Origin of the sequence: Cyanobium sp. Lug-B, from assembly GCF_024345635.1 — a bacterium.
In the GTDB taxonomy this organism is placed as follows: Bacteria; Cyanobacteriota; Cyanobacteriia; order PCC-6307; family Cyanobiaceae; genus Cyanobium; species Cyanobium minutissimum.
This window is the reverse complement of the sequence record NZ_JAGQBM010000013.1, coordinates 23,921-43,188: the sequence shown is the minus strand read 5'-3', so window position 1 is coordinate 43,188 and position 19,268 is coordinate 23,921. Positions and strand designations below refer to the sequence as shown.

Genomic DNA, 19,268 nt, shown 5'->3' with positions numbered 1-19,268 from the left:
TCTTCAGCCGAACTGCTCAGTGGAGGTTCTTCTTCTCCTCGATCATCTTGTGGATGATCGGCGTGAGGATGATCTCCATGGCGAAGCCCATCTTGCCGCCGTTCACCACGATGCTGGTGGGGCTGGACATGAAGGAATCGTGGATCATGCGCAGCAGGTAGGAGAAGTCGATGCCCCACTTCTCACGGGCGCCCTTGCGGAAGTGGATGATGACGAAGCTCTCGTCCGGGCTGGGGATGTTGCGGCAGATGAAGGGGTTGGAGGTGTCCACCGTGGGCACCCGCTGGAAGTTGATGTCCGTGCGGCTGAACTGGGGGCAGATGTGATTGATGTAGTCGGGCATGCGGCGCAGGATCGTGTCGACGATCGCCTCGGCCGAGTAGCCCCGCTCGGCGTTGTCGCGGGAGATCTTCTGGATCCACTCCAGGTTGGCGATCGGCACCACGCCGATCAGCAGATCCACCAGGGAGGCAACGTCGTAGCCGTCACCCACCACACCACCGTGGAGGCCCTCATAGAAGAGGAGATGGGTATCGCTGGGGATGGGCTCCCAGGGGGTGAACTGGCCGGGCTCGAGGCTGGTGCCGAGGCGGGCGTTGTGCTCGGCCGCCTCCTCCACCGAGTGGAGGTAGTAGCGGCGGTTGCCGCTGCCGGTCTCGCCGTAGGTGCGGAACAGCTCCTCGAGCTTGTCGAAGATGTTGGCCTCGGGGCCGAAGTGGGAGAAGTTCTCGCCGCGGGCCTGGGCCTCGGCCATCGCCTGCTTCATGGGGCCCCGCTCGAAGCGGTGGAAGCTGTCGCCTTCCACCACCGCCGGGATAATGCCCTCGCGGGAGAAGATGTGCTCGAAGGCCCGTTTGACGGTGCTGGTTCCCGCTCCCGAGGAACCGGTGACAGCCACGACCGGGTGACGCTTCGACATCGACGCAGGGGGGTTGAGAGGCTGTGAGTTTGGCAGGTCGCCGGTCCGCTCCCCCCCCAGCCGTTACCGGAAGGGGGCGATCAGCCGGGCAGGGCCGCCAGCAGCTGCTCGCCCATGGCATGGCAGCCCACCCGGGTGCAGCCGTCGGACATCAGCAGGTCGCCGGTGCGGTAGCCGGCGGCCAGCACCCGGTCGACGGCGGTCTCGAGGTTTGCGGCGGCGGCCTCCTGCTGCAGGCCCACCCGCAGCAGCATGGCGGCCGACAGCACCATGGCGATGGGGTTGGCCTTGTCCTGGCCGGCGATGTCGGGGGCGGAGCCGTGCACCGGCTCGAACAGGCCCGGGCCGCCGGAGCCGAGGGAGGCCGAGGGGAGCATGCCGATCGAACCGGTGAGCATGGCGGCCTCATCCGAGAGGATGTCGCCGAAAAGATTGCTGGTGAGGAGCACGTCGAACTGGCGCGGCTCGCGCACCAGCTGCATGGCGGCGTTGTCGACGTACATGTGGCTGAGCTCGACGGCGGGGAACTCGGCGTGGATCGCCTCCACCCGGTCGCGCCACAGCTGGCTGACATCGAGCACGTTGGCCTTGTCGACCGAGCAGAGGCGGCCGCGGCGGGCCGCCGCCAGGCGGAAGCCCACCCGGGCGATCCGGTCGACCTCGTGATCGGCGTACACCATCGTGTTGAAGGCGCGCACGCCGCCATCCACCTCGATGCGCCCCTTGGGGGTGCCGAAGTAGATGCCGCCGATCAGTTCGCGCACCACCAGCAGGTCCACCCCTTCGATCACCTCGGGGCGCAGGCTGCTGGCGCCGGCCAGGGCCGGGATGATCTTGACGGGCCGCAGGTTGGCGAACAGCCCCAGGCCGGAGCGCAGGGCCAGCAGGCCGCTCTCGGGGCGCTGCTCCCGGGGCAGAGCGTCGAAGCGGGGGGCGCCGATGGCGGCGAGCAGCACCGCATCGGAGGCCCGGCAGGCCTCCAGGGTGGCGGCGGGCAGGGGCTCGCCGGTGGCGTCGATGGCGGCACCGCCGACGGGCTGCGGATCGAACGTGAGGCTGAAGCCGTGGCGGCCGCTCACCGCCTCCAGCAGGGTGCGGGCCACTGCGGTGATCTCCGGACCGATGCCGTCCCCCGCGAGCAGGGTGATCCTGTAGCTGGTCATCGCGAGGGGGGGCCGCTCAGCAGGCGAGGCTACTTCTGCAGCTGCCGCAGGGTGCGGGCCATCTCGGGCAGCTTGTTGAAGACGGCGGAGCAGCGCAGCCAGAGCCGGTTGGGGATGGCGGGGTAGCCGCTGACCACCTCACCGGCGGCGATCTCGCCGTGGATGCCGGACTTGGAGGAGGCGATGGCCCGGTCGCCGATCACGGCCCGGTTGGCCACCCCCACCTGGCCGGCGAGGATGACGCCGTTGCCGAGAATGGCGCCGCCGGCGATCCCCACCTGGGCCGCCAGGGCGCAGCCTTTCCCTGTGACCACGCCATGGCCGACGTGGACGAGGTTGTCGATCTTGGTGCCGGCACCGATGCGGGTCTCGCCGACGGAGGGGCGGTCGATCGTGGAGCCGCAGCCCACCTCGACGCCGTCCTCGAGCACTACCCGGCCGGTCTGGGGCATCTTCACCCAGCCCGAAGCGGTGGGAACGAAGCCGAAGCCCTCGGCGCCGATCACCGCCTGGGACTGGACCACGCACCCCGCCCCGAGGCGGCTGCCGGGATGGAGCACGGCATTGGCGTGGATCTCGCAGCCCTCGCCGAGCTGCACGTCCTCATAGAGAACGACGCCGGGATGGAGCACGCAGCCTGAGGCCACGACGCTGCCGGCGCCGACCACCCCATGGGCCCCCACATGGGCATCGGCGGCCACGGTCGCCCCCGGGTCCACCACGGCGCTGGGGTGAACCCCCGGGGGCTTCGGGGTGGGGGGATGCAGGGCCCCGAGCGCCTGGGCGAAGCCGAGGCGGGGATCCTTGAGGGCCACCCAGGCCAGGCCGCGCTCGCTGGCCAGCTGCTGGATTTCTGCATCGAGGGGCAGCAGCAGGGCGGCGGCGCCGCTGGCGGAGAGGGCGGCCGCCAGGGCATGGCCGGGCTCGAGAAAGGCCAGCTGGCCGGGGCCGGCCCGATCCAGGGCTTCGGCGCCGGTGATCTCCGGATCCCCTGCCAGGTGCCGCGGGCTGCCGTCCTGCACGGCGCCGATCCGGGTGAGCAGGCTGCTGAAGCGCATTCCCCAGGGGGCGGACGGCCCGGATCGTAGGCCCCATACCCGCCGCCGGGCGCCGGATCAGCCGGCCGGATCGAGCAGCTCCAGCAGGGGCACGAAGCGGTAGCCGCGGCGGCGCAGGTCGGGAACGAGGCCGCGCAGGGCGTCCAGGGTGCGGCCGCTCAGTTCCGGGGTGTCGTGGAGCACCAGGATCCCGCCGGGGTGGGCATTGAGGTGCACGAACAGGCGCACGAACCAGAGGGGCGGCCGCAGGGTGTCCCAGGGAAAGATCGAGCCCAGCACTAGGCGGTAGCGCCGGGCCGCGAGGGTTTCGAGCATGGCCCTGCGAAACCAGCCCTGCCCGGGGCGAAACCAGCGCCAGCGCAGTCTGGCGGGGGCAGCGGCCCGGGCGATCACCCGTTCGGTGTCGCTCAGCAGCTGCTGGAACACCGCCGGCGGAACGGCGGCGGCGGACGCGTCACTCCAGAGGTGGTTGCCGAGATCGTGGCCCTGCTGCAGGGCCCGGCGGGGGAAGCGGGGGTCGCGCTCCAGGTGGGAGCCGATCAGAAAGAAGGTGGTCGGCACCTCGAGCTCCCGCAGCAGGGCCAGCAGGGCCTCCGATCCGGGGCTGGGACCGTCGTCGATGGTGAGGGCCAGCGTCTTCTGCCGGCCCGGGCCGCACCAGATCACCTCCGGGCACAGGGGCACCAGCAGCAGACGGATCAGCACTGAGGGCAGCAGCACCACCAGCAGCAGCAGGTCCGCCAGCACGACCAGAGCCAGCACGGTGAGGAGCAGGGTCATGGGCGGGGGCGGCCTCAAGAACGATGACACCGGCGGCGGGCCGTGGTCCGGCGTCGTCCTGGCTGGCTAGGGCGGGGGGTGGTTCCCTTCTTCTCCGCGCCGCCATGACCGCCCCGAAGAAAGCCGCCGCCACCGGCAGCGCCAGCACCCCGGCCGCGCGGGGGCAGGCCCGCACGGTGATCTACTGCCACGGCATCTCCAACATGCCCCCCGAGGGGGTACTGCGCTCGGAGTGGGACCGGGCCCTCTTCGGTGCCGACCAGGGGGAGCGCACCCGCATGGCCTACTGGGTCGACCGGGAGCGCTACCCGGAGACGGCGGGCCTCTCCACCCGGGCCCTGGGCGAGGACCGGGCGACGCTGCGGCCGGAGGCGCAGGGGCTGCTGGCCGCCTCGATCCAGGAGAGCGACGCGCCGGCGGAATCGCAGGCGTTCGTGGACGCACTCACGGCCCAGCTGGACGCGGCCGCCCAGACCGCGGCCCAGCGGGGGGCGCCGATGGGGGGCCCGGCGACGCTGTCGGTGGAGGCCAAGGGGCTGTGGAGCCCGGTGACGGCGATGTTCACCCAGGCCTTTCTGGCGGATGTGAACGATTTCCTGTTCAACGGGACGAAGCGCCAGCGGATGGTGCAGACCGTGAAGGAGCGGGTCAGCACCGGCGGCGGCCCCTTCGTGGTGGTCGGCCACAGCCAGGGGAGCATGGTCACGTACCAGGCGCTGATGGAACTGGGCGCCAGCCTGGAGGTGGATCTGTACGTGACGATCGGCTCACCGCTGGGGCTGCCCCAGGTGACCGACGTGCTGCAGAAGTGGCACGGCCAGAAGCTGCCGATCCCGGCCGGTGTGAAGCGCTGGGTGAACATCGCCCAGGACGGCGACATCGTCTGCCTCGACCAGAGCCTGGCCGACGAGTACAGCGCCGCCGGCAAGCCGAAGATCATCGATGAACGGATCCCGGGGGTGGTGTGGCCACCCAGCAAGGCCCATTCCGCCAGCCGCTATCTGTCGCGCCAGTCGACCCAGGAGACGGTGATGGCGGCCCTGGATCGCTCCCGCTTCCAGCCGGTGAGTCCGATGACGGTGGCCCGCAGCCTGGCCGATGCCCTGGATGTGGAGGCCACGGCGCGGGTGCCGGTGCTGATCGAACTGGCGGATCGCTCGACGGCGGCGCCGGAGGGGGGCGATTCGTTGCAGAAGGCCCGCGAAGCAGTGCTGGCGTGGATCCAGGCGCATGTGCTGCAGGGTCCGATCACCGCCGAGACGGTGTTCCTGGAGGACCAGCTGGATCGCTACGTGGCGGTGAACCTGACCCGGGCCGAAGTGGAGACCCTGGCGGGGGCGATGAGCCGCCAGTACGGCGCCACCACACCGGCGGTGTACCGGATGTTCAGCAACAGCCGCAAGAAGGCGCTGATGCACGATTCGATCCACACCGTGCAGGCCCGCACCGCCCAGCTGGGCTACAACGCCTGCGGCCAGGGCATCACCTGGGCCGTGCTGGACACCGGCATCGACCGGCACCATCCCCATTTCCACAACAACATCTTCGCCCCGGACGGAACGATCGCTGCAGAGTGGGACTGCACCAAGCGGGGGCCGGTGCAGAAGGGCAGCGGCAACGATGCCAACGGCCACGGCACCCATGTGGCGGGGATCATCGCCGGCGGGCTGCTGTCGGTGGGCGGCGAGGGCGGCCCCGACCTGCTGGCCATGGCCCCCCGGGCACGGATCGTGAGCTACAAGGTGCTGGCCGACAACGGCGGCGGCTACGACGCCTGGATCATCAAGGCGATCGACCACATCTGGAAGCAGAACCAGGAGGGACGGCGCCTGGCGATCCAGGGGGTGAACCTGAGCCTGGGGGGACCGTTCGACCCGGCCAGCTTCGGTTGCGGCGATTCACCGCTGTGCGCCTCCCTGCTGCGGCTGGTGCGCCAGGGGGTGCTGGTGGTGCTGGCGGCGGGCAACGAGGGCAGCGGCGACATCGTGGTGGACGGCTTCAGCGCCACCCGCTCGTTTGATCTCTCGATCGGCGATCCAGCCAACCTGGATGAGGCGATCGCCGTGGGCTCGGTGCACCCGACGCTGCCGCACCGCTACGGCACCTCCTACTTCTCCTCACGCGGTCCCACCGCCGATGGCCGCCTCAAGCCCGACGTGGTGGGTCCGGGAGAAAAGATCCTCTCCTGCCGCAGCAGCAGCGACCCCAAGCGCACCCCCAGCCGGGACAAAGGCAAGAGCCTCGATGAGCTTTACGTGGCACTGTCCGGCACCAGCATGGCGGCGCCCCACATCTCCGGGTTGCTGGCCGCCTTCCTGTCGGTGCGCACCGAATTCATCGGCTATCCCGACCGGGTGAAGCGGATCCTGCTGGAGCACTGCACCGACCTGCAACGGGACCGCTACCACCAGGGGGCGGGCCTGCCGAATCTCTCGAAGATGTTGCTGGAGACTTGAGGGTTCACGGGTCCGTGAGCTACGGCTACGGTCCGGCGAGGTTCAAAGCATGGTGCCAAAGCGGTTATTGGCGATAGCGGATGGAGTTGTGCGGTAGTTCACGGAATGGGCTCAGGCCGAGCATCGTTCACGGAATCCAACGAAGAATACGTTGGGTTTCTATCAGGCTCCAACGAGAAACAGAGGTCGCGCAAGCCCTTGGCGCTTCTGCCAGGAGCAAAGGCGCCGAAGTCGGTGACGCTCGTTCTGCAGATCAACCGGCCTCGGGGTGTCCCAGCTCCAATCATCGTGTTTTGGCGCAGGTCATGCGGGATTCGAATAGGTTTTCGCCAAGTGATGCTCCTCAGCGCAAAGCCAGACGTCTTCAGAGCCGATCCAGAGGCAGTACCGACAATGCCAGGAACATCGCGGTTGCATACGCTATTAAGAATGACCAGAGACAGACAAGAAAACTCTAGATGGCAGCGCATTCAGGACAAAGGCCAGACACAGAATGCAGAAAGGAAAGTGGCTTGTCGCAATCTTGCCAAGGCAGTGTGTGAATCGCGAATCTGTAGCAAGCACGACTTACCATGTCATTGCAACGGACTGACTTTTGAAGTTCCGGATCTGGTTACAAACTTCAAGCCCGCCGCCGATTGCCAGCTCCAGATCGCAAGCCCTGACAACGAAAGAACGCCCCACCAGTCATTACGTTTTATTGCGACAGTTCTTCGGTTGACGACAAGGTAAGTTGAATAAAAAGATGCTGCACATAGACATTCCATACATGTACAGATACATGTACAGACAATGTACGCCTTGGCTAGGTTTATTCATCTCATCCTTCGTCGCCATATCTCAGCCTGCTGCAGCTGAACCCTGCTTGTCCAGAGAAGCCATGGAGCTCATTAACCTACGGCTTGGACAACTTGGCGCACTTGCATTTGCCGCTGGCACAGGTCTTGGCATATGCAGCAGTGATTCTTCAGGTGTGGAGCAAAGCGTACAACGAATTGATGAACTAAGTGCCTCTGCCGAAATGAGTCTAGAGCAGCTTTCCTGTCCCTCATCAGATCATGTCGCAACTGGAAGTGGGAGCTTTCATTTGGTCCCTCAAGCTGCCGGCCTTTCCAGCGGACCGACAAAGACATGTGGCTGCTCTCAGTACAAGGAAGCACTGAGGGAAGCTCGTGCTGCATTGAGGAGTCTTGCCAGATGACAAATCCATCCAGCACTGCGACCACCCAGACACAAGTCGCAGGCACAAGCGCGGATGAAGCTCTCAAGAGCATAGATAAGATCTTGAGTGAGAGCACAGAAGCCAAGTTCAATTCTGCCACTAGTGAGTCAACAACGGAAGTAAGCAATAGCTGGACTCCTCGCGAGACAATGATCATGAGTGGGGCGGCACTTGGCTACAGCCTGATTGTTCTTATCGTCGCAACAGTCATTGCGAAAGGACTGAAAACACCCGAACAGGCAATAAGATTATTCACGGTTGTCCTCATTATCAACTCAGCAGTATTCTTCATTGTTGCAGGGTACTCAAGTCAACAGATTGCTCCAGCATTTGGATTGCTAGGGACGATGGCTGGCTACGTCTTAGGCAAGTCACAAGATAACAACAGAAATCAAGACCCTCAAGACAAGCAGTCTTAGCGAACCATCAACGGTTCTGCAGGCGAAGGGAATTCCTTTCTCTCTTCTCGAGAGCCTCATCCTGTCATTCATCGGCAACTGGACTGACGGCCACATCAGAGATGAAGTCATGACCCACCAGACTCTGGAGGAGTCGGATTCCAGCCATGAATCATCTGCTTTGCCTGAGCTGCTGACCCATATCGACACTCACCAAACTAATCATGGCCATCATCTTGCCGGAGGATAAGTACGTTGATGTTGATGGGGTTAGCACTAGATATTGGTGTTTGGGCACCAAAGACTCATCGGTTCTGTTTATTCACGGCCAGGGGGGCGCAGTTGACTATTGGTACAAGAATGTCTTTTCAATGGCTGAACGCCATCAGGCTTATGCACTGGATTGGGCTGGATCAGGCAAGACTGACAAGCCGAGTGCAACGTATGGTCTTGACGATGTCACTCAGTTCATTATCCGCTTCATGGACGTGGTTGGATTGTCTCATTCCACCCTGGTTGCAGGCTCTGTGGGCGGCATGCTTGCGCTCAAGAAGGCTTCAACTCTTATTCTGTGGGGGAGGCAAGATCGAGCATTCCCAGTGAGCCACGCTGAAATTGCAAGGAATCGAATTTCTGATTCCCAATTGAAGGTATTTGAGGAATGCGGCCATTTGCCATATCTTGAGTATGCAGATGAATTCAACACCACAGTGCTTGAGTTTCTCTCGACTTAAGTTGAACTTCTGCAGCCCAACATCAAGATCAGCTGACGGGAGCAGCGGCATCGCTCGCTTGCTGAGGGCTCTTTCCCACCGATGATCCTGAGCGTTAGGCCCCACAAGGTCCGCTGCTATTGAGCCACCGCCAAGAACAGTAGCAATGCAACCACCACGAAACGCGAGATCCCCTGACTTCTGTTTGAACCACCATCTTCGAGACCCCGTAGAAGCAGCAAACACCATGCAACCGAAAGAACATCCAGAGCCTGTCCCAATGCCTGGATACAAGAAATGGGCGATATGGATCGGCAGGATTGTTCTTGTCCCCGTGTTCACAGCAACTTGTGCAGGGTTTGTCTTTGGCCTCTACCGCTTCGTCACAACGGGGCAGATAAACAGCCCTGGCAGAAACTTTGGTCCCGCTAGTAGCACGATCCAGTTCTCAGATCACCCTGTCTGGTTCCTTGTCCTCCTCCTCTTCTACCTTGTGCTTGTCGCGAACTGTATCGTTGGAACCATTCTACTCGCCCGATTGTTCTTTAGACTGGGAGAAAATCGTACGAAGTGACGCCTAACACCTCGCTCAACCTGACCAGCGATGGTCCGAAGCGCGTTGCCGCTTCAGGCCCATTCTGTCAATCTCCTCAGGTGGCTAAGCCATTCACACCTGCTCGGGCGGCTTAACGCGGCTGTCGAGCCTATTGTCTGCTGAGGGGGAAGCGATGAACGACGTTGTCATCCGCCAGATAGGGCCGGGCGACTATCACCCGATCATCTCGGTCGTTGATGCATGGTGGGGTGGCCGGCCAATGGCCGACATGCTGCCCAGACTCTTCTTCGTCCACTTCCAGTCCACCAGCTTCACCGCCGTCGTTGATGGTCAGATCGTGGCGTTCCTCATCGGGTTCGTGTCGCAGACCTATCCGGACCAGGCCTATGTCCATTTTCTCGGTGTCCATCCGGCACGACGGGGAGAGGGGTTGGGACGCCTCCTCTATGGGCGCTTCTTTGCCAGGGCCACCTCGCTTGGCTGTCGCACTGTGCATGGCGTGACGTCTCCGGTCAATCGCAACTCGATTGAATTCCACCGTCGCATGGGATTCTCGTTCCTTGAATCTGATGTCAAGGTCGACGGCGTACCCGTTGCTGTGGACTATGACGGGGAAGGGGAAGACCGCGTGATCTTCAGGAAGAATCTGGATCCTCCAGACATGGAACGGTGATGCCCATCATGCCGATCGAAACCACAAGCGTCTGAGCGGTTGACCGTTCTTCCGCCAAGAGGACAGCCGCATGTCCACTTCCCTAAGGAGTACAGCCCCATGTCAGAAGCGAACAAGCATCTCGTCCGTCGACTCATCATGGAAGGGTGGAATGGGCGCAATTTCGCCGTGATCGACGAGCTTTGCTCGGACAACTTCACCATGAACGACCCATCGGCTCCCCATCTGGCGAACGGACCCGAGGCCGCCAAGGCCTACATCGGAGCCCTCGTCGCTGCGTTTCCCGACCTTCACATGCAGGTGCACGATCTGTTCGCAGAAGCAGACCGCGTGTCACTGCGCTGGTCGGCCGAAGGAACCCACCAAGGGGAATTCAACGGAATTCCACCGACCAACAGGCGCATCTGCGTGGCCGGCCAGGCGATCTACCGCATCGCGAACGGCAGGATCGAGGAAGACTGGATCATCGTGGATACCTACGGAATGCTTCAGCAGCTCGGCGTGATTCCAGACTGAGCCGGCACCATCGGGGAGATCTCGATACCGTCTTCCGTGTGTGTCCTCCACCATGACAGCAGCCCTGTTCAGCCCGGCGATGCTGGTCGATCCCTACCCGACCTACGCCGCGTTGCGACGCACCGACCCGGTCCACTGGCATGAACCGTTCGGGGCCTGGGTGCTGACGCGCTACGACGACGTGGTGGCGGCGACGCACGACCCCCGGCTGCGCTCCGATCGCGCCGGCGGCATGGGCGAGCGGGCCGGCCGCCCCGAACTGCAGCCCCTGTTCGAGGTCATCGGGGCCCAGATGAACATCACCGACCCGGAGCGTCACCACCGGCTCCGTGCCCTGGTGGCCAAGGTGTTCACGCCACGGGCCGTGGACGCCCTGCGGCCGGCCGTCGCAGCCATGGTCAACGAGCTGCTGGATCGGCTGCCGGAGCAGGGCCGCTTCGATGTGATCGCCGACCTCGCCTTTCCGCTGCCGGCCCGGGTCATCGCCCGGCTGCTCGGGCTGGACACCGGCGAGCTGGAGCAGCTGAAGCGCTGGTCGGACGACTTTTCGGCGATCTTCGGCACCGATCCCTCCGCCGTGACCCCCAAGCAGTACCAGCGGGCCCTGCAGAGCACCCACGAGCTGACCACGTTCTTCCGCGCCGAATTCGAGAAGCGCCGGGCCTCGCCCGGCGACGACCTGCTGAGCCTGCTGGTGCACGCCGAGATCGACGGCGATCGGCTCAGTGAGACGGAGCTGATCGCCAACGCCAATCTGCTCCTGGCCGCCGGACACGAGACCACCACCCATCTCATCGGCAACGGCCTGCTGGCCCTGCTGCACCACCCCGACCAGCTGCAGCTGCTGCTGGCCGACCCATCGCTGATTCCCAGTGCGATCGAGGAGTTCCTCCGCTACGACGGCACCGTCCAGTTCATGTACCGCGAGGCCGGGGAGGAGCTGACGATCGGCGAGCGCTCGATCCGCAAGGGGCAGCTGGTCTACCTGATGTTCGCGGCCGCCAATCGCGACCCGGCCCGCTTCCCGGACCCCGACCGGCTCGACGTGCGCCGCAAGCCCGACGTGCACCTGGCCTTCGGCCATGGCCCCCATGTCTGCCTGGGGGCGGCCCTGGCCCGGATGGAGGCCCGGGTCGCCTTCACGGCCCTGCTGCGGCGCTGTTCAGGACTTCAACTCACCGGCGAGCCTCTGGCGTATCAGGACAACCTGGAGCTGCGCGGGCTGAAGGGGTTGCCGGTGGTGTTCGAGCGGCGATCGGCCTGAGCGCTCAGCCGGCCTCCGTTTCCACCGAAGCCATCGCCGGGCGACCGGCAAGCACCCGGCGCAGCCGCTCGCGGAACCACTGCAGGGGGTGGCCCATGTCGGCGTCCTCGAGCAGGCCGCGCTGGCGCAGGCAGTCCTCGTAGCTGCGCAGCACGTCGCTGCGGCGGGCCACCTCCCGGGCGACGTTGTCGGCGAATTCGGGCCGTGAGGCCAGCAGGGCGCGGAAGCTGCCACTGGGCACCACGAACAGCGTCGTGTCCTCGGCCGCCACCATCGTGGTGGGGTAGGGCACCTGCAGCAGCAGCGGCAGTTCGCCGAAGAACTCCCCGGCGGTGAAGGTGAAAAGCTTGCGGCTCACCCGGTCGGTTTCGTGGATCGCATCCACCGCGCCGCTCAGCACCAGGTGGAAGGAGCGTCCCTCATCACCCTGGCGCACCAGCACCGTGCCGGCAGGCACCAGACGGCGGGCGCCGCTGCCCACCAGTTCCCGCAGGCGCCGATCATCCATGCCGCTGTAGCAGGGATGGTCGGGCAGGGACGTCCGCAGGGGGCTCCAATCCGGGGCGGCGGCGTCCCCTTCCTCGGCGCGCCGGGAGGAGAGCAGCTGGATCTGCTGGCGCGACCCGGCCAGTTCGATGCGGCGCTGGCGCAGCCCCTGCTCGATCGCGTAGTTCAGCGAACTGCGCAGGCTGAGGCTGGCGTGGATCGCCGACGTCCAGGCCCAGAGCTCGAACGCCATCCCCTGGCCCTGGAGCCCGTGCAGCAGCACCTTCGGCGGCGGATCGGCCAGCACCGTCGGTTCGGCCAGGGCCGCCTCCAGCAGCACCTCGGTCACGGCCAGGGGGTCGCTGCCGTGGGCCACCGTCACCTCGACATCCACCCGGCCATCGGAGCTCAGGTAGCTGAGGTTCTTCACCGGCGCATTGGTGATGGCCGAATTGGGCACCACGATCTCGGCGCCCTGGAAGGTGCGGATCACGGTGGAGCGGATCGAGATCTCCCGGATGAAGCCGCTGGTGTCGCCGAACTCGATCTGGTCGCCCACCTTCAGCTTCCCCTCCATCAGCAGGGTGAGACCACTGGTGAGGTTGCGGGTGAGCTCCTGCAGGCCGAAGCCGATGCCCACGCCCAGGGCCCCGAAGATCACGGCGAGGGCACCGATGTCGAGCCCCATCCCCTGGGCCACCACCACGTAGCCCAGCGCCGCCAGCCCCATCGAGAAGAGGGTGGCCACCGCCTCACGCCGCCCCTCCGGCAGGGAGAACCAGCGCAGCACCCGTCCGGCCAGCAGCCGCTTCAGCCACCGCGCCGCCAGGCTCACGGCCAGCAGCAGCAGCAGCACCTCGACGACCCAGAGGAGGGAGAAGCTCTGGCGACCCAGCGGCAGCAGCGGGGCCGTGAACAGCTTCTGAAGGCGCTCGAGATCCACCCCTTGTGCTCCACCGCTGCTCCCTTCTAGCCCGAGGGGCCGGAATGACGCTGTCCGCGGCGGGCGGCCGCACCGATGAGCACCCCTACAGTCCCCCTGGACGCCAGCCATCTCTGGAACCGCCCATGCGACGCCGACTGCTCACTGCGGCCACGGTTCTGACGCTGGGCTCGACGCCCTCCTGGGCCGCCCCGGCATCACCCCCCTGTGAGGCGGCGCTCGGCACCTGGGACTACGTGGCCCCCAGCAAGCCCGGCCGGGCCGTGGTCACGAAGCTGGCGGACGGGCGCCATCACCTGGTGTGGATCATCTCGGAGCGTGGGGCCACCGTCGCCGGCGCCTGGGAGGCCACCTGCGAAGGCTCCCGCCGCACCTGGCGCGTGCTGTTTCCTTCGGATCCCGGCATCGCCGGACTGAAGGTCGTGGAGGAGTTCGAGGTGAGCGGCGATGCGATCCGCTTCTGGATTCTCGGACCGGATGGCAAACGTGGGCCGATGGGTGGCGCCCGTCGCCTCCCCTAGGAACCTCCGGACAGTCCCACCTGCACACTCTGTTCGTTGAGGAAGTAGTTGGAATCAAAGGCCTTCAGCTTTCGATCCATCAGCCGATCCTGCTTTTCGGGATCATCCAGGCGCAGGCAGTCGGAGGGGTCGCCATCCACGCAGAGCAGAGGAATGACCACATCCGTTCTGTCATACCCCCACTCCAGCACCCGTCCTCCCAGCAGGGCGTTGCCCTTGGGTGGCTCCCGCGTCAGCACAGGAACCAGCACATCCACCTGGGCGGCGTAGGCGCCGGCAGGCAGGGAGACAATCACTGAACGGTGAATCGTTTCGCCGGGATTGATGTGATCGTCGACGAACAACTTGCCGGCCGCTTCGGTGGGATAGGGCTGGAGCACCGCCCCCCTCTCCACGTGGATGGCATCGAAAGGGCCGATGGCGCGACTCGGAAACGTGGAGCGGTTCAGCACCTGGCGGCGTATCGGGAACAGTTCCCAGAAGCTGCTGAGCAGGTAGAGCCGGCGGGTGCTGGCGTTGGTGGCGCTGACCTTCAGTTCCCGCTGCAGCGAAGGTGACGAGGAGCCGCTGCCGCCCTCACCGGCCATCGGGATCAGGCTGATCTCCAGGGTGATGCTGGCCGGCGCCTGGGATGGCACGTAGATCTCCTTCCAGACGAAGGTGTAAATGCCCCAGGAGGCGGCGATGATGATGCCCGACGTGCGCACCCATTCATGCAGCGCAGGGGAGCGCAGCCAAGCCGGCAGGCGCAGCGATCGCGCCCTGGTCCTGGCCCCCGGCATTCCCTTGCGGGGCAGGGTCTCTCTGTCGCCATGGGGCCTGGTCGGGGGGTCGCTGCTCACGGGTGGTGGTGGTGCCTCATTTCTTCCCGGTGAAACCGGTCAGTCGCCTCGGGCAGGGGGCGTTGGGCAGCGGCCTGCAACGCCGGCCCATCACCCCCATGGTGTTGAACGCGGCCCGGTCAGTCCCGGTGGCCAGCGCACCCAGCAGCGCCGGATCGGGCACCCGGTCCCCGGCGAGCTCGGCCATCGCCGAATCGGAGCAACCCGCCAGTTCCGTCATGCCGAGGCCGGTGAGCAGGGCATAGGAGCGCTGGCTGCGGGTTCCCATCTGCTCGGCCAAGGCGGTGGCGTAGGCCCCGTTGGCCGGGGCAACGACCGCATCGGGCCTGGGGGGATCCTGGGGCGTGGGTTGCAGGCCGGTGCCACCGATCAGCACCCCCGCCAGGCAGTTGGCCTGGAGGTTGGCAGCGGCAGGGGCCAGGCGCGATGGTCCCCGATGGCCCAGGATCGCGGTGCCCAGGCCGATCCCGACCCAGTAGGCCACGCCCCAATCGCCATGGCGGCTGGCTGCCTTCTCCAGCCTGGAGCGGTCCAGCAGCAGCTTGCCGCTGGCGGCACAGTGCAGCGCGGGGCTCTGGGCGGACCCGGCCGCACGGGCCGCGGTGCCGGCCCCGGGGCAGGCCGACGCCGGCGTCTGGCCGGCGGGAAGCACCTCGATGGCGGGCCAGGCCAGCGACGCGGTGCCGGGATCCGCGTTCCAGCTCTGGCGGAGCTGGCTGGCGACGGCCGCCACCGTGGCGTCCAGGTCAGGGGCGGCGGCCCCGGGGGCCACCGGCACGAGCAGCGAGGCGGCGACCAGCAGAGCGCCCAGTGCCGCAGACCCCGGTTGGTGTCGCATGGGTGGAAACAACAACAGCCGCCGGCCCAATCAGTCTGCCTGGTGTGCCGGCAATGGTTCACAACCCCGGAATCGGCCCCCCGTCGCCGGTGAGCTGCCAGGCGGCCCAGAACTTGTGGTCGGCCCAGTCCGGCTCCGGCGGGTTGCTGCGGAACTCCTGCTGCACCGCCGCCAGCGCCTCCATGCGACCCATCCCCTGCTTGAGCAGGGCGACATAGCGCTGCATGAACGCCGCCGTGGCGTCATCGTCCACCTTCCACAGCGACAGCAGGGTGGAGCGGGCGCCGGCCACCGTGAGGGCCCGCTGCAGCCCATAGACCCCCTCGCCGGTCTGCAGGGTGCCGGAGGCGGTGTCACAGGCGGAGAGCACCACCAGCTCGGTGCCATCGAGCTGCAACTGGGCCGCCTCCTTGGCCGTCAGATAGCCGTCGTCCCCGGCCACGGCGGCGGGGGTTGCCTGGCCTGACGGGCGGCGCTGGTTCGCGCCCGTCAGCACAATGCCGCTGTTCAGCAGTGGGTCGCCGCTGCCCGTGGTGAAGAACCCGTGGCTGGCGATGTGCAGCACCCTGGGGCCGCGCGCCTCCTGCAGCACGGCGGTGGTGGCGGCGGCTCCCTGATACAGGGCCGCACCGAGGCGTTCGGCGATCCAGCTCCCCTCGGCGGCCGTCGCCGGCAGCGGCTGCCAAGGGCCCGGGCCGCCGAAATCGGGGGCGGCGAGCACCAGGGCACGCTGGCCCCCAGGCCCGGGACTGCGCAGGCTGAGCAGGTCGCGGCCGCTGGTGAGGAGCCGCAGCTGCACCTGCTGGCCCAGGGTGGGAGCCGATTCGGACGTTGCCCCGTTCAGGCCGCCGGTGGGAGCCGGCAGCGCCGTGAACGGGATGCGGCTCAACTCACCATCGGGTGAAATGAACCACTGCCGCCGCCCCACCAGCTTCGGCAGCAGGGGCCCCAGCACTTTCTGGCTCACCCGGGCCCAGAAGGGTCCGGCGGGGCGGTTGCGGGCCAGGCTTTCGGCCAGGGCCTGCTGGATCAGGGGATCGGTGGCCGCCGCCGGGCCGAGGTCCACCGCACGGGTCGACCCATCGGGGAACAGCAGCATCGCCAGATAGCGCGCCTCCCCCCAGCTCCTGGCCTCCGGTTGACGGGCGGCGTAGGGGCGGAAACGCTGGAATTCGATCAGCACCCCATCGGCCGGCAGGGCGGCGGCCACCTGGGCGGCGTCCACCAGGCGCGGGGTCAGGGCCGGCAACTGGCGGTAGAGCTCCTGCTCCAGCCGATCCCGCTCCTGCTGCAGCGTCCGTCGCTGCGCTTCGCTGAGGTTGACGTCGGCCAGGCGGGCCGTGATCGCCGTGAGCTGGCCCACCAGGATCTGCTGGGCCGGCGAGCCCCGGCCCAGCTGGGCCTGGCGCCGTTCGATGTCCTGCAGCAGGCCGTGGCGGTTCAGACGGGTGAACAGGGCCAGGGAGGCGCCGGCCGGCGTTGTGGCCACCAGGGAAAAGGGGATCTCCCAGACGTTGCCGAGGGCCTTGATCTGCTCCTGCCGCCGGGCCTGGGGCAGCAGCGGGGCCTCCCGCTGCAGGAACAGGGACTGGCTGCCGATGCCGCGGCGCAGCAGGGGTTCGGCCCTGGCCTCGGCCCCCTGGCTCAGGTATCCCTTGGCCAGATTGTTGACGCTGAGGGCGGTCGTGGGGTGATCGGGCCCCAGCGCGGTCTCGTAGATCCCCAGGGCACGCAGGAAGAGCGGTTCCGCCCTGGCATGGGCGCCCTGAAGCCGATAAAGATCCGCCAGGTTGTTGAGGCTGCCGGCGGTATCGGGATGGTCGGGCCCCAGGGCCTGCTCCCGGATCGCCAGGGCGCGTCGGTGCAGCGGCTCGGCCCTGTCGGCGGCTCCCTGCTGGTCGATCAGCACCGCCAGGTTGTTGAGGCCCGTGGCGGTGACGGGGTGGGTGGGTCCCAGCGTCTTCTCCTGGATGGCCAGGGCGCGGCGCAGCAGGGGCTCCGCCTTGGCGTAGGCCCCCTGGTCGCTGTACAGCATGGCGAGGTTGTTGAGGCCGGCGGCGGTCTCGGCATGGCCGGAACCGAGCGCCTTCTCCCGGATCGCCAGGGCACGCCGCAGCAGGGGCTCCGCCTTGGTGTAGGCGCCCTGGCTCCGGTACAGCAGCCCGAGGTTGTTCAGGCTGGTGGCCGTGGCGGGGTGCTCCGGGCCCAGCGCCTTCTCGTTGATCGCCAGGGCGCGCTGATAGAGGGGTTCGGCGCTGGCGAAGGCACCCTGGTTCTCCTGGAGCGCCGCCAGGTTGTTGAGGCTGGTGGCGGTGTCGGGGTGATCGTCACCCAGGGCTTTCTGCTTGATGGCCAGGGTGCGGCGCAGCAGGGGCTCCGCCTCGCCATAGCGGCCCTGGTTGATGTACACCGCCGCCAGGTTGTTGAGGCTGGTGGCGGTGTCGGGGTGATCGGGTCCGAGCGCCTTCTCCCTGATGGCCAGGGCCCGCCGATAGACGGCTTCGGCCTTGGTGTAGGCGCCCTGGCCGTTGTACAGAAGTCCGAGGTTGATCAGGCCCAGGGCAAGACCTGGGTGCTCCGGCCCCAGTGCCTTCTCGGCGACCTGCAGGGCGCGGCGGTAGAGGGGCTCGGCCCTGGCGTTGTTGTTCTGGTTGTAGTAGAGCCAGGCGAGGTTGTTGAGGCTGAGGGCGGTGAGGGGATGGTCCGGTCCCAGGGTCCGGGTTCGGATCGCCAGGGCCCGGGCCAGCAGGGGCTCGGCCCTGGTGAAGGCGCGCTCCTTGACATAGAGCAACCCGAGGTTGCTCAGGCCGGTGGCCAGATCGGCATGGTCGGGCCCCTGCGCTTTCTCGCGCCAGGCCAGCACCTTTTCCCACAGCGCCGCCGCCTTGCCGTTCGCCCCCTTGGCCTCCAGGGCGTTGGCATCATCGATCCACTCCCACACCTGCGCCGGGGTCTGGGTGTAGCGCTCGCCCAGCGGCTGGGCGATCCACTCCTGCTGGCGAGGCGCCGGGTGCTGAGCCGGGCGACCGGCGGCCGCCGACGGCTGTCCATCGGCCAGCAGCAGCACGGCCAGGGCGGTTCCCCACCGACACAGAGCCAACGGCAGGCGAGCGGACCGCATCATGGGGGTACGGGGGGTTCCCAGCTTCCGGTACGGGATCCAGCATGGGCCGCACATCGACAAAACCTGCCGGAGCGGGTCCATGAAACTGATGGTGGTGGGCGCCAGCCGCGGGCTGGGCCGGGCCTTTGTCGAGGGTCTGGGCAGCCCCGGCGACACGGTGATCGGGGTCTCGCGGCGACGGCCCGATGGCCTGACCCTGCCTCCGGGCGTCGAGCTCGCCTGGATCGAGGCCGATCTGGCGGAGCCGCTGCCGGCGGCCCGCTGGATCGAGCAGCAGGCGCCCGCCCAGCTGGATGTGCTGATCTACAACCTCGGCGTCTGGGAAGCGAACGCCTTCAGCGAGGCCTACAGCTTCCTGGAGGATCCCGACGACAGCATCCTCGAGATGGTGGCCATCAACATCACCGGCACCCTGCTGCTGCTGCGGCGACTGATCCCCCGGCTGCTCGACTCCCGGAGGCCCCAGCTGATCCTCACGGGCTCCACCTCCGGCCTGCGCCAGAGCGGCCAGCCGGAGGTGACCTTCGGCGCCTCGAAGTTCGCCCTCACCGGCATCGCCGATGCCCTGCGGGAGAGCTTCCGGGACCAGCAGCTGGCGGTGACCTGCCTACAGCTGGGCTACCTCAACACCGACGACGGCCTGGAGGTGTCGCGCGAGGCGGCCGCCGGCCGCGGTGAGGGCCGGCAGATCCCGCTGCACGACGTGATCCGGATCGTCTCGGCCCTGCTGCAGCTCTCCCCGGCCTCCTTCGTGCGCGAGCTGGTCCTGCCCGCCATCGGCGACGAACGGTTCTGA

At 66.9% G+C, this 19,268-nt stretch carries 16 protein-coding genes; 8 read left to right on the top strand and 8 right to left on the bottom strand.

Features of this window, described 5'->3' with window-relative positions; translation table 11 throughout:
* Positions 1 to 16 precede the first annotated feature (16 nt).
* The 4 genes from KBY81_RS05180 to KBY81_RS05165 all read right to left on the bottom strand — a co-directional run bounded on the left by KBY81_RS05180 (position 17) and on the right by KBY81_RS05165 (position 3,920).
* Positions 17 to 919, bottom strand: coding sequence for a phosphoribulokinase (locus tag KBY81_RS05180; protein WP_106220133.1), 903 nt, complete (start codon positions 917 to 919; stop codon positions 17 to 19).
* A gap of 80 nt (positions 920 to 999) precedes the next feature.
* Positions 1,000 to 2,082 carry a 3-isopropylmalate dehydrogenase gene (gene leuB, locus KBY81_RS05175; RefSeq protein ID WP_254975853.1) on the bottom strand — a complete coding sequence of 361 codons (1,083 nt, stop codon included), beginning with the start codon at positions 2,080 to 2,082 and terminating at the stop codon, positions 1,000 to 1,002.
* Between the two features lie 29 nt (positions 2,083 to 2,111).
* The gene (lpxD, locus tag KBY81_RS05170) at positions 2,112 to 3,140 is read right to left on the bottom strand and encodes a UDP-3-O-(3-hydroxymyristoyl)glucosamine N-acyltransferase (protein WP_106220135.1); all 1,029 of its coding nucleotides are present in this window, start codon (positions 3,138 to 3,140) and stop codon (positions 2,112 to 2,114) included.
* Between the two features lie 57 nt (positions 3,141 to 3,197).
* Positions 3,198 to 3,920, bottom strand: coding sequence for a polysaccharide deacetylase family protein (locus tag KBY81_RS05165; RefSeq protein WP_254975852.1), 723 nt, complete (start codon positions 3,918 to 3,920; stop codon positions 3,198 to 3,200).
* A gap of 104 nt (positions 3,921 to 4,024) precedes the next feature.
* Here KBY81_RS05165 and KBY81_RS05160 point away from each other — a divergent pair, with 104 nt between their 5' ends.
* From KBY81_RS05160 to KBY81_RS05135, 6 genes are all read left to right on the top strand, one after another.
* A complete protein-coding gene (locus KBY81_RS05160; RefSeq protein ID WP_254975851.1) occupies positions 4,025 to 6,376 on the top strand; it encodes a S8 family peptidase in 2,352 nt (783 codons plus the stop codon).
* A gap of 1,197 nt (positions 6,377 to 7,573) precedes the next feature.
* Positions 7,574 to 8,017, top strand: coding sequence for a hypothetical protein (locus KBY81_RS05155; RefSeq protein WP_254975850.1), 444 nt, complete (start codon positions 7,574 to 7,576; stop codon positions 8,015 to 8,017).
* Positions 8,018 to 8,220: 203 nt separating this feature from the next.
* Complete coding sequence (locus KBY81_RS05150; protein ID WP_254975849.1) at positions 8,221 to 8,730, top strand: alpha/beta fold hydrolase; 510 nt, start codon at positions 8,221 to 8,223, stop codon at positions 8,728 to 8,730.
* A 707-nt stretch (positions 8,731 to 9,437) separates the two neighbouring features.
* A complete protein-coding gene (locus tag KBY81_RS05145; RefSeq protein ID WP_254975848.1) occupies positions 9,438 to 9,938 on the top strand; it encodes a GNAT family N-acetyltransferase in 501 nt (166 codons plus the stop codon).
* Between the two features lie 99 nt (positions 9,939 to 10,037).
* A complete protein-coding gene (locus tag KBY81_RS05140) occupies positions 10,038 to 10,454 on the top strand; it encodes an ester cyclase (RefSeq protein WP_106220139.1) in 417 nt (138 codons plus the stop codon).
* Between the two features lie 52 nt (positions 10,455 to 10,506).
* On the top strand, positions 10,507 to 11,718 hold the full coding sequence (locus KBY81_RS05135) for a cytochrome P450 (RefSeq protein WP_254975847.1): 1,212 nt from the start codon (positions 10,507 to 10,509) through the stop codon (positions 11,716 to 11,718).
* Between the two features lie 4 nt (positions 11,719 to 11,722).
* On the opposite strand, the gene KBY81_RS05130 is transcribed toward KBY81_RS05135, so the two are convergent.
* Positions 11,723 to 13,147: a mechanosensitive ion channel domain-containing protein gene (locus KBY81_RS05130; RefSeq protein ID WP_254971568.1), complete on the bottom strand. Its 1,425-nt coding sequence runs from the start codon at positions 13,145 to 13,147 to the stop codon at positions 11,723 to 11,725.
* A 125-nt stretch (positions 13,148 to 13,272) separates the two neighbouring features.
* Between KBY81_RS05130 and KBY81_RS05125 the strand changes: the two genes are divergently transcribed.
* Positions 13,273 to 13,668, top strand: coding sequence for a hypothetical protein (locus tag KBY81_RS05125; RefSeq protein ID WP_106220142.1), 396 nt, complete (start codon positions 13,273 to 13,275; stop codon positions 13,666 to 13,668).
* On the opposite strand, the gene KBY81_RS05120 is transcribed toward KBY81_RS05125, so the two are convergent.
* From KBY81_RS05120 to KBY81_RS05110, 3 genes are read right to left on the bottom strand one after another with little or no spacing between them, the layout of a single operon-like run.
* Positions 13,665 to 14,510: a hypothetical protein gene (locus tag KBY81_RS05120; protein ID WP_254975846.1), complete on the bottom strand. Its 846-nt coding sequence runs from the start codon at positions 14,508 to 14,510 to the stop codon at positions 13,665 to 13,667. The two genes, KBY81_RS05125 and KBY81_RS05120, sit on opposite strands and share 4 nt — an antisense overlap.
* A gap of 16 nt (positions 14,511 to 14,526) precedes the next feature.
* A complete protein-coding gene (locus KBY81_RS05115; RefSeq protein ID WP_254975845.1) occupies positions 14,527 to 15,348 on the bottom strand; it encodes a hypothetical protein in 822 nt (273 codons plus the stop codon).
* 58 nt (positions 15,349 to 15,406) lie between these two features.
* Complete coding sequence (locus tag KBY81_RS05110; protein ID WP_254975844.1) at positions 15,407 to 18,469, bottom strand: CHAT domain-containing tetratricopeptide repeat protein; 3,063 nt, start codon at positions 18,467 to 18,469, stop codon at positions 15,407 to 15,409.
* A gap of 82 nt (positions 18,470 to 18,551) precedes the next feature.
* Here KBY81_RS05110 and KBY81_RS05105 point away from each other — a divergent pair, with 82 nt between their 5' ends.
* The gene (locus tag KBY81_RS05105; RefSeq protein WP_106220146.1) at positions 18,552 to 19,268 is read left to right on the top strand and encodes an SDR family oxidoreductase; all 717 of its coding nucleotides are present in this window, start codon (positions 18,552 to 18,554) and stop codon (positions 19,266 to 19,268) included.

Coding starts and splice junctions, on each gene's coding strand:
- KBY81_RS05110 (WP_254975844.1), bottom strand. CDS start 18,469: ATGCGGTCCGCTCGCCTGCCGTTGGCTCTGTGTCGGTGGGGAACCGCC.
- KBY81_RS05180 (WP_106220133.1), bottom strand. CDS start 919: ATGTCGAAGCGTCACCCGGTCGTGGCTGTCACCGGTTCCTCGGGAGCG.
- KBY81_RS05140 (WP_106220139.1), top strand. CDS start 10,038: ATGTCAGAAGCGAACAAGCATCTCGTCCGTCGACTCATCATGGAAGGG.
- KBY81_RS05160 (WP_254975851.1), top strand. CDS start 4,025: ATGACCGCCCCGAAGAAAGCCGCCGCCACCGGCAGCGCCAGCACCCCG.
- KBY81_RS05125 (WP_106220142.1), top strand. CDS start 13,273: ATGCGACGCCGACTGCTCACTGCGGCCACGGTTCTGACGCTGGGCTCG.
- KBY81_RS05150 (WP_254975849.1), top strand. CDS start 8,221: ATGGCCATCATCTTGCCGGAGGATAAGTACGTTGATGTTGATGGGGTT.
- KBY81_RS05165 (WP_254975852.1), bottom strand. CDS start 3,920: ATGACCCTGCTCCTCACCGTGCTGGCTCTGGTCGTGCTGGCGGACCTG.
- lpxD (WP_106220135.1), bottom strand. CDS start 3,140: ATGCGCTTCAGCAGCCTGCTCACCCGGATCGGCGCCGTGCAGGACGGC.
- KBY81_RS05135 (WP_254975847.1), top strand. CDS start 10,507: ATGACAGCAGCCCTGTTCAGCCCGGCGATGCTGGTCGATCCCTACCCG.
- KBY81_RS05105 (WP_106220146.1), top strand. CDS start 18,552: ATGAAACTGATGGTGGTGGGCGCCAGCCGCGGGCTGGGCCGGGCCTTT.
- KBY81_RS05145 (WP_254975848.1), top strand. CDS start 9,438: ATGAACGACGTTGTCATCCGCCAGATAGGGCCGGGCGACTATCACCCG.
- KBY81_RS05155 (WP_254975850.1), top strand. CDS start 7,574: ATGACAAATCCATCCAGCACTGCGACCACCCAGACACAAGTCGCAGGC.
- KBY81_RS05115 (WP_254975845.1), bottom strand. CDS start 15,348: ATGCGACACCAACCGGGGTCTGCGGCACTGGGCGCTCTGCTGGTCGCC.
- leuB (WP_254975853.1), bottom strand. CDS start 2,082: ATGACCAGCTACAGGATCACCCTGCTCGCGGGGGACGGCATCGGTCCG.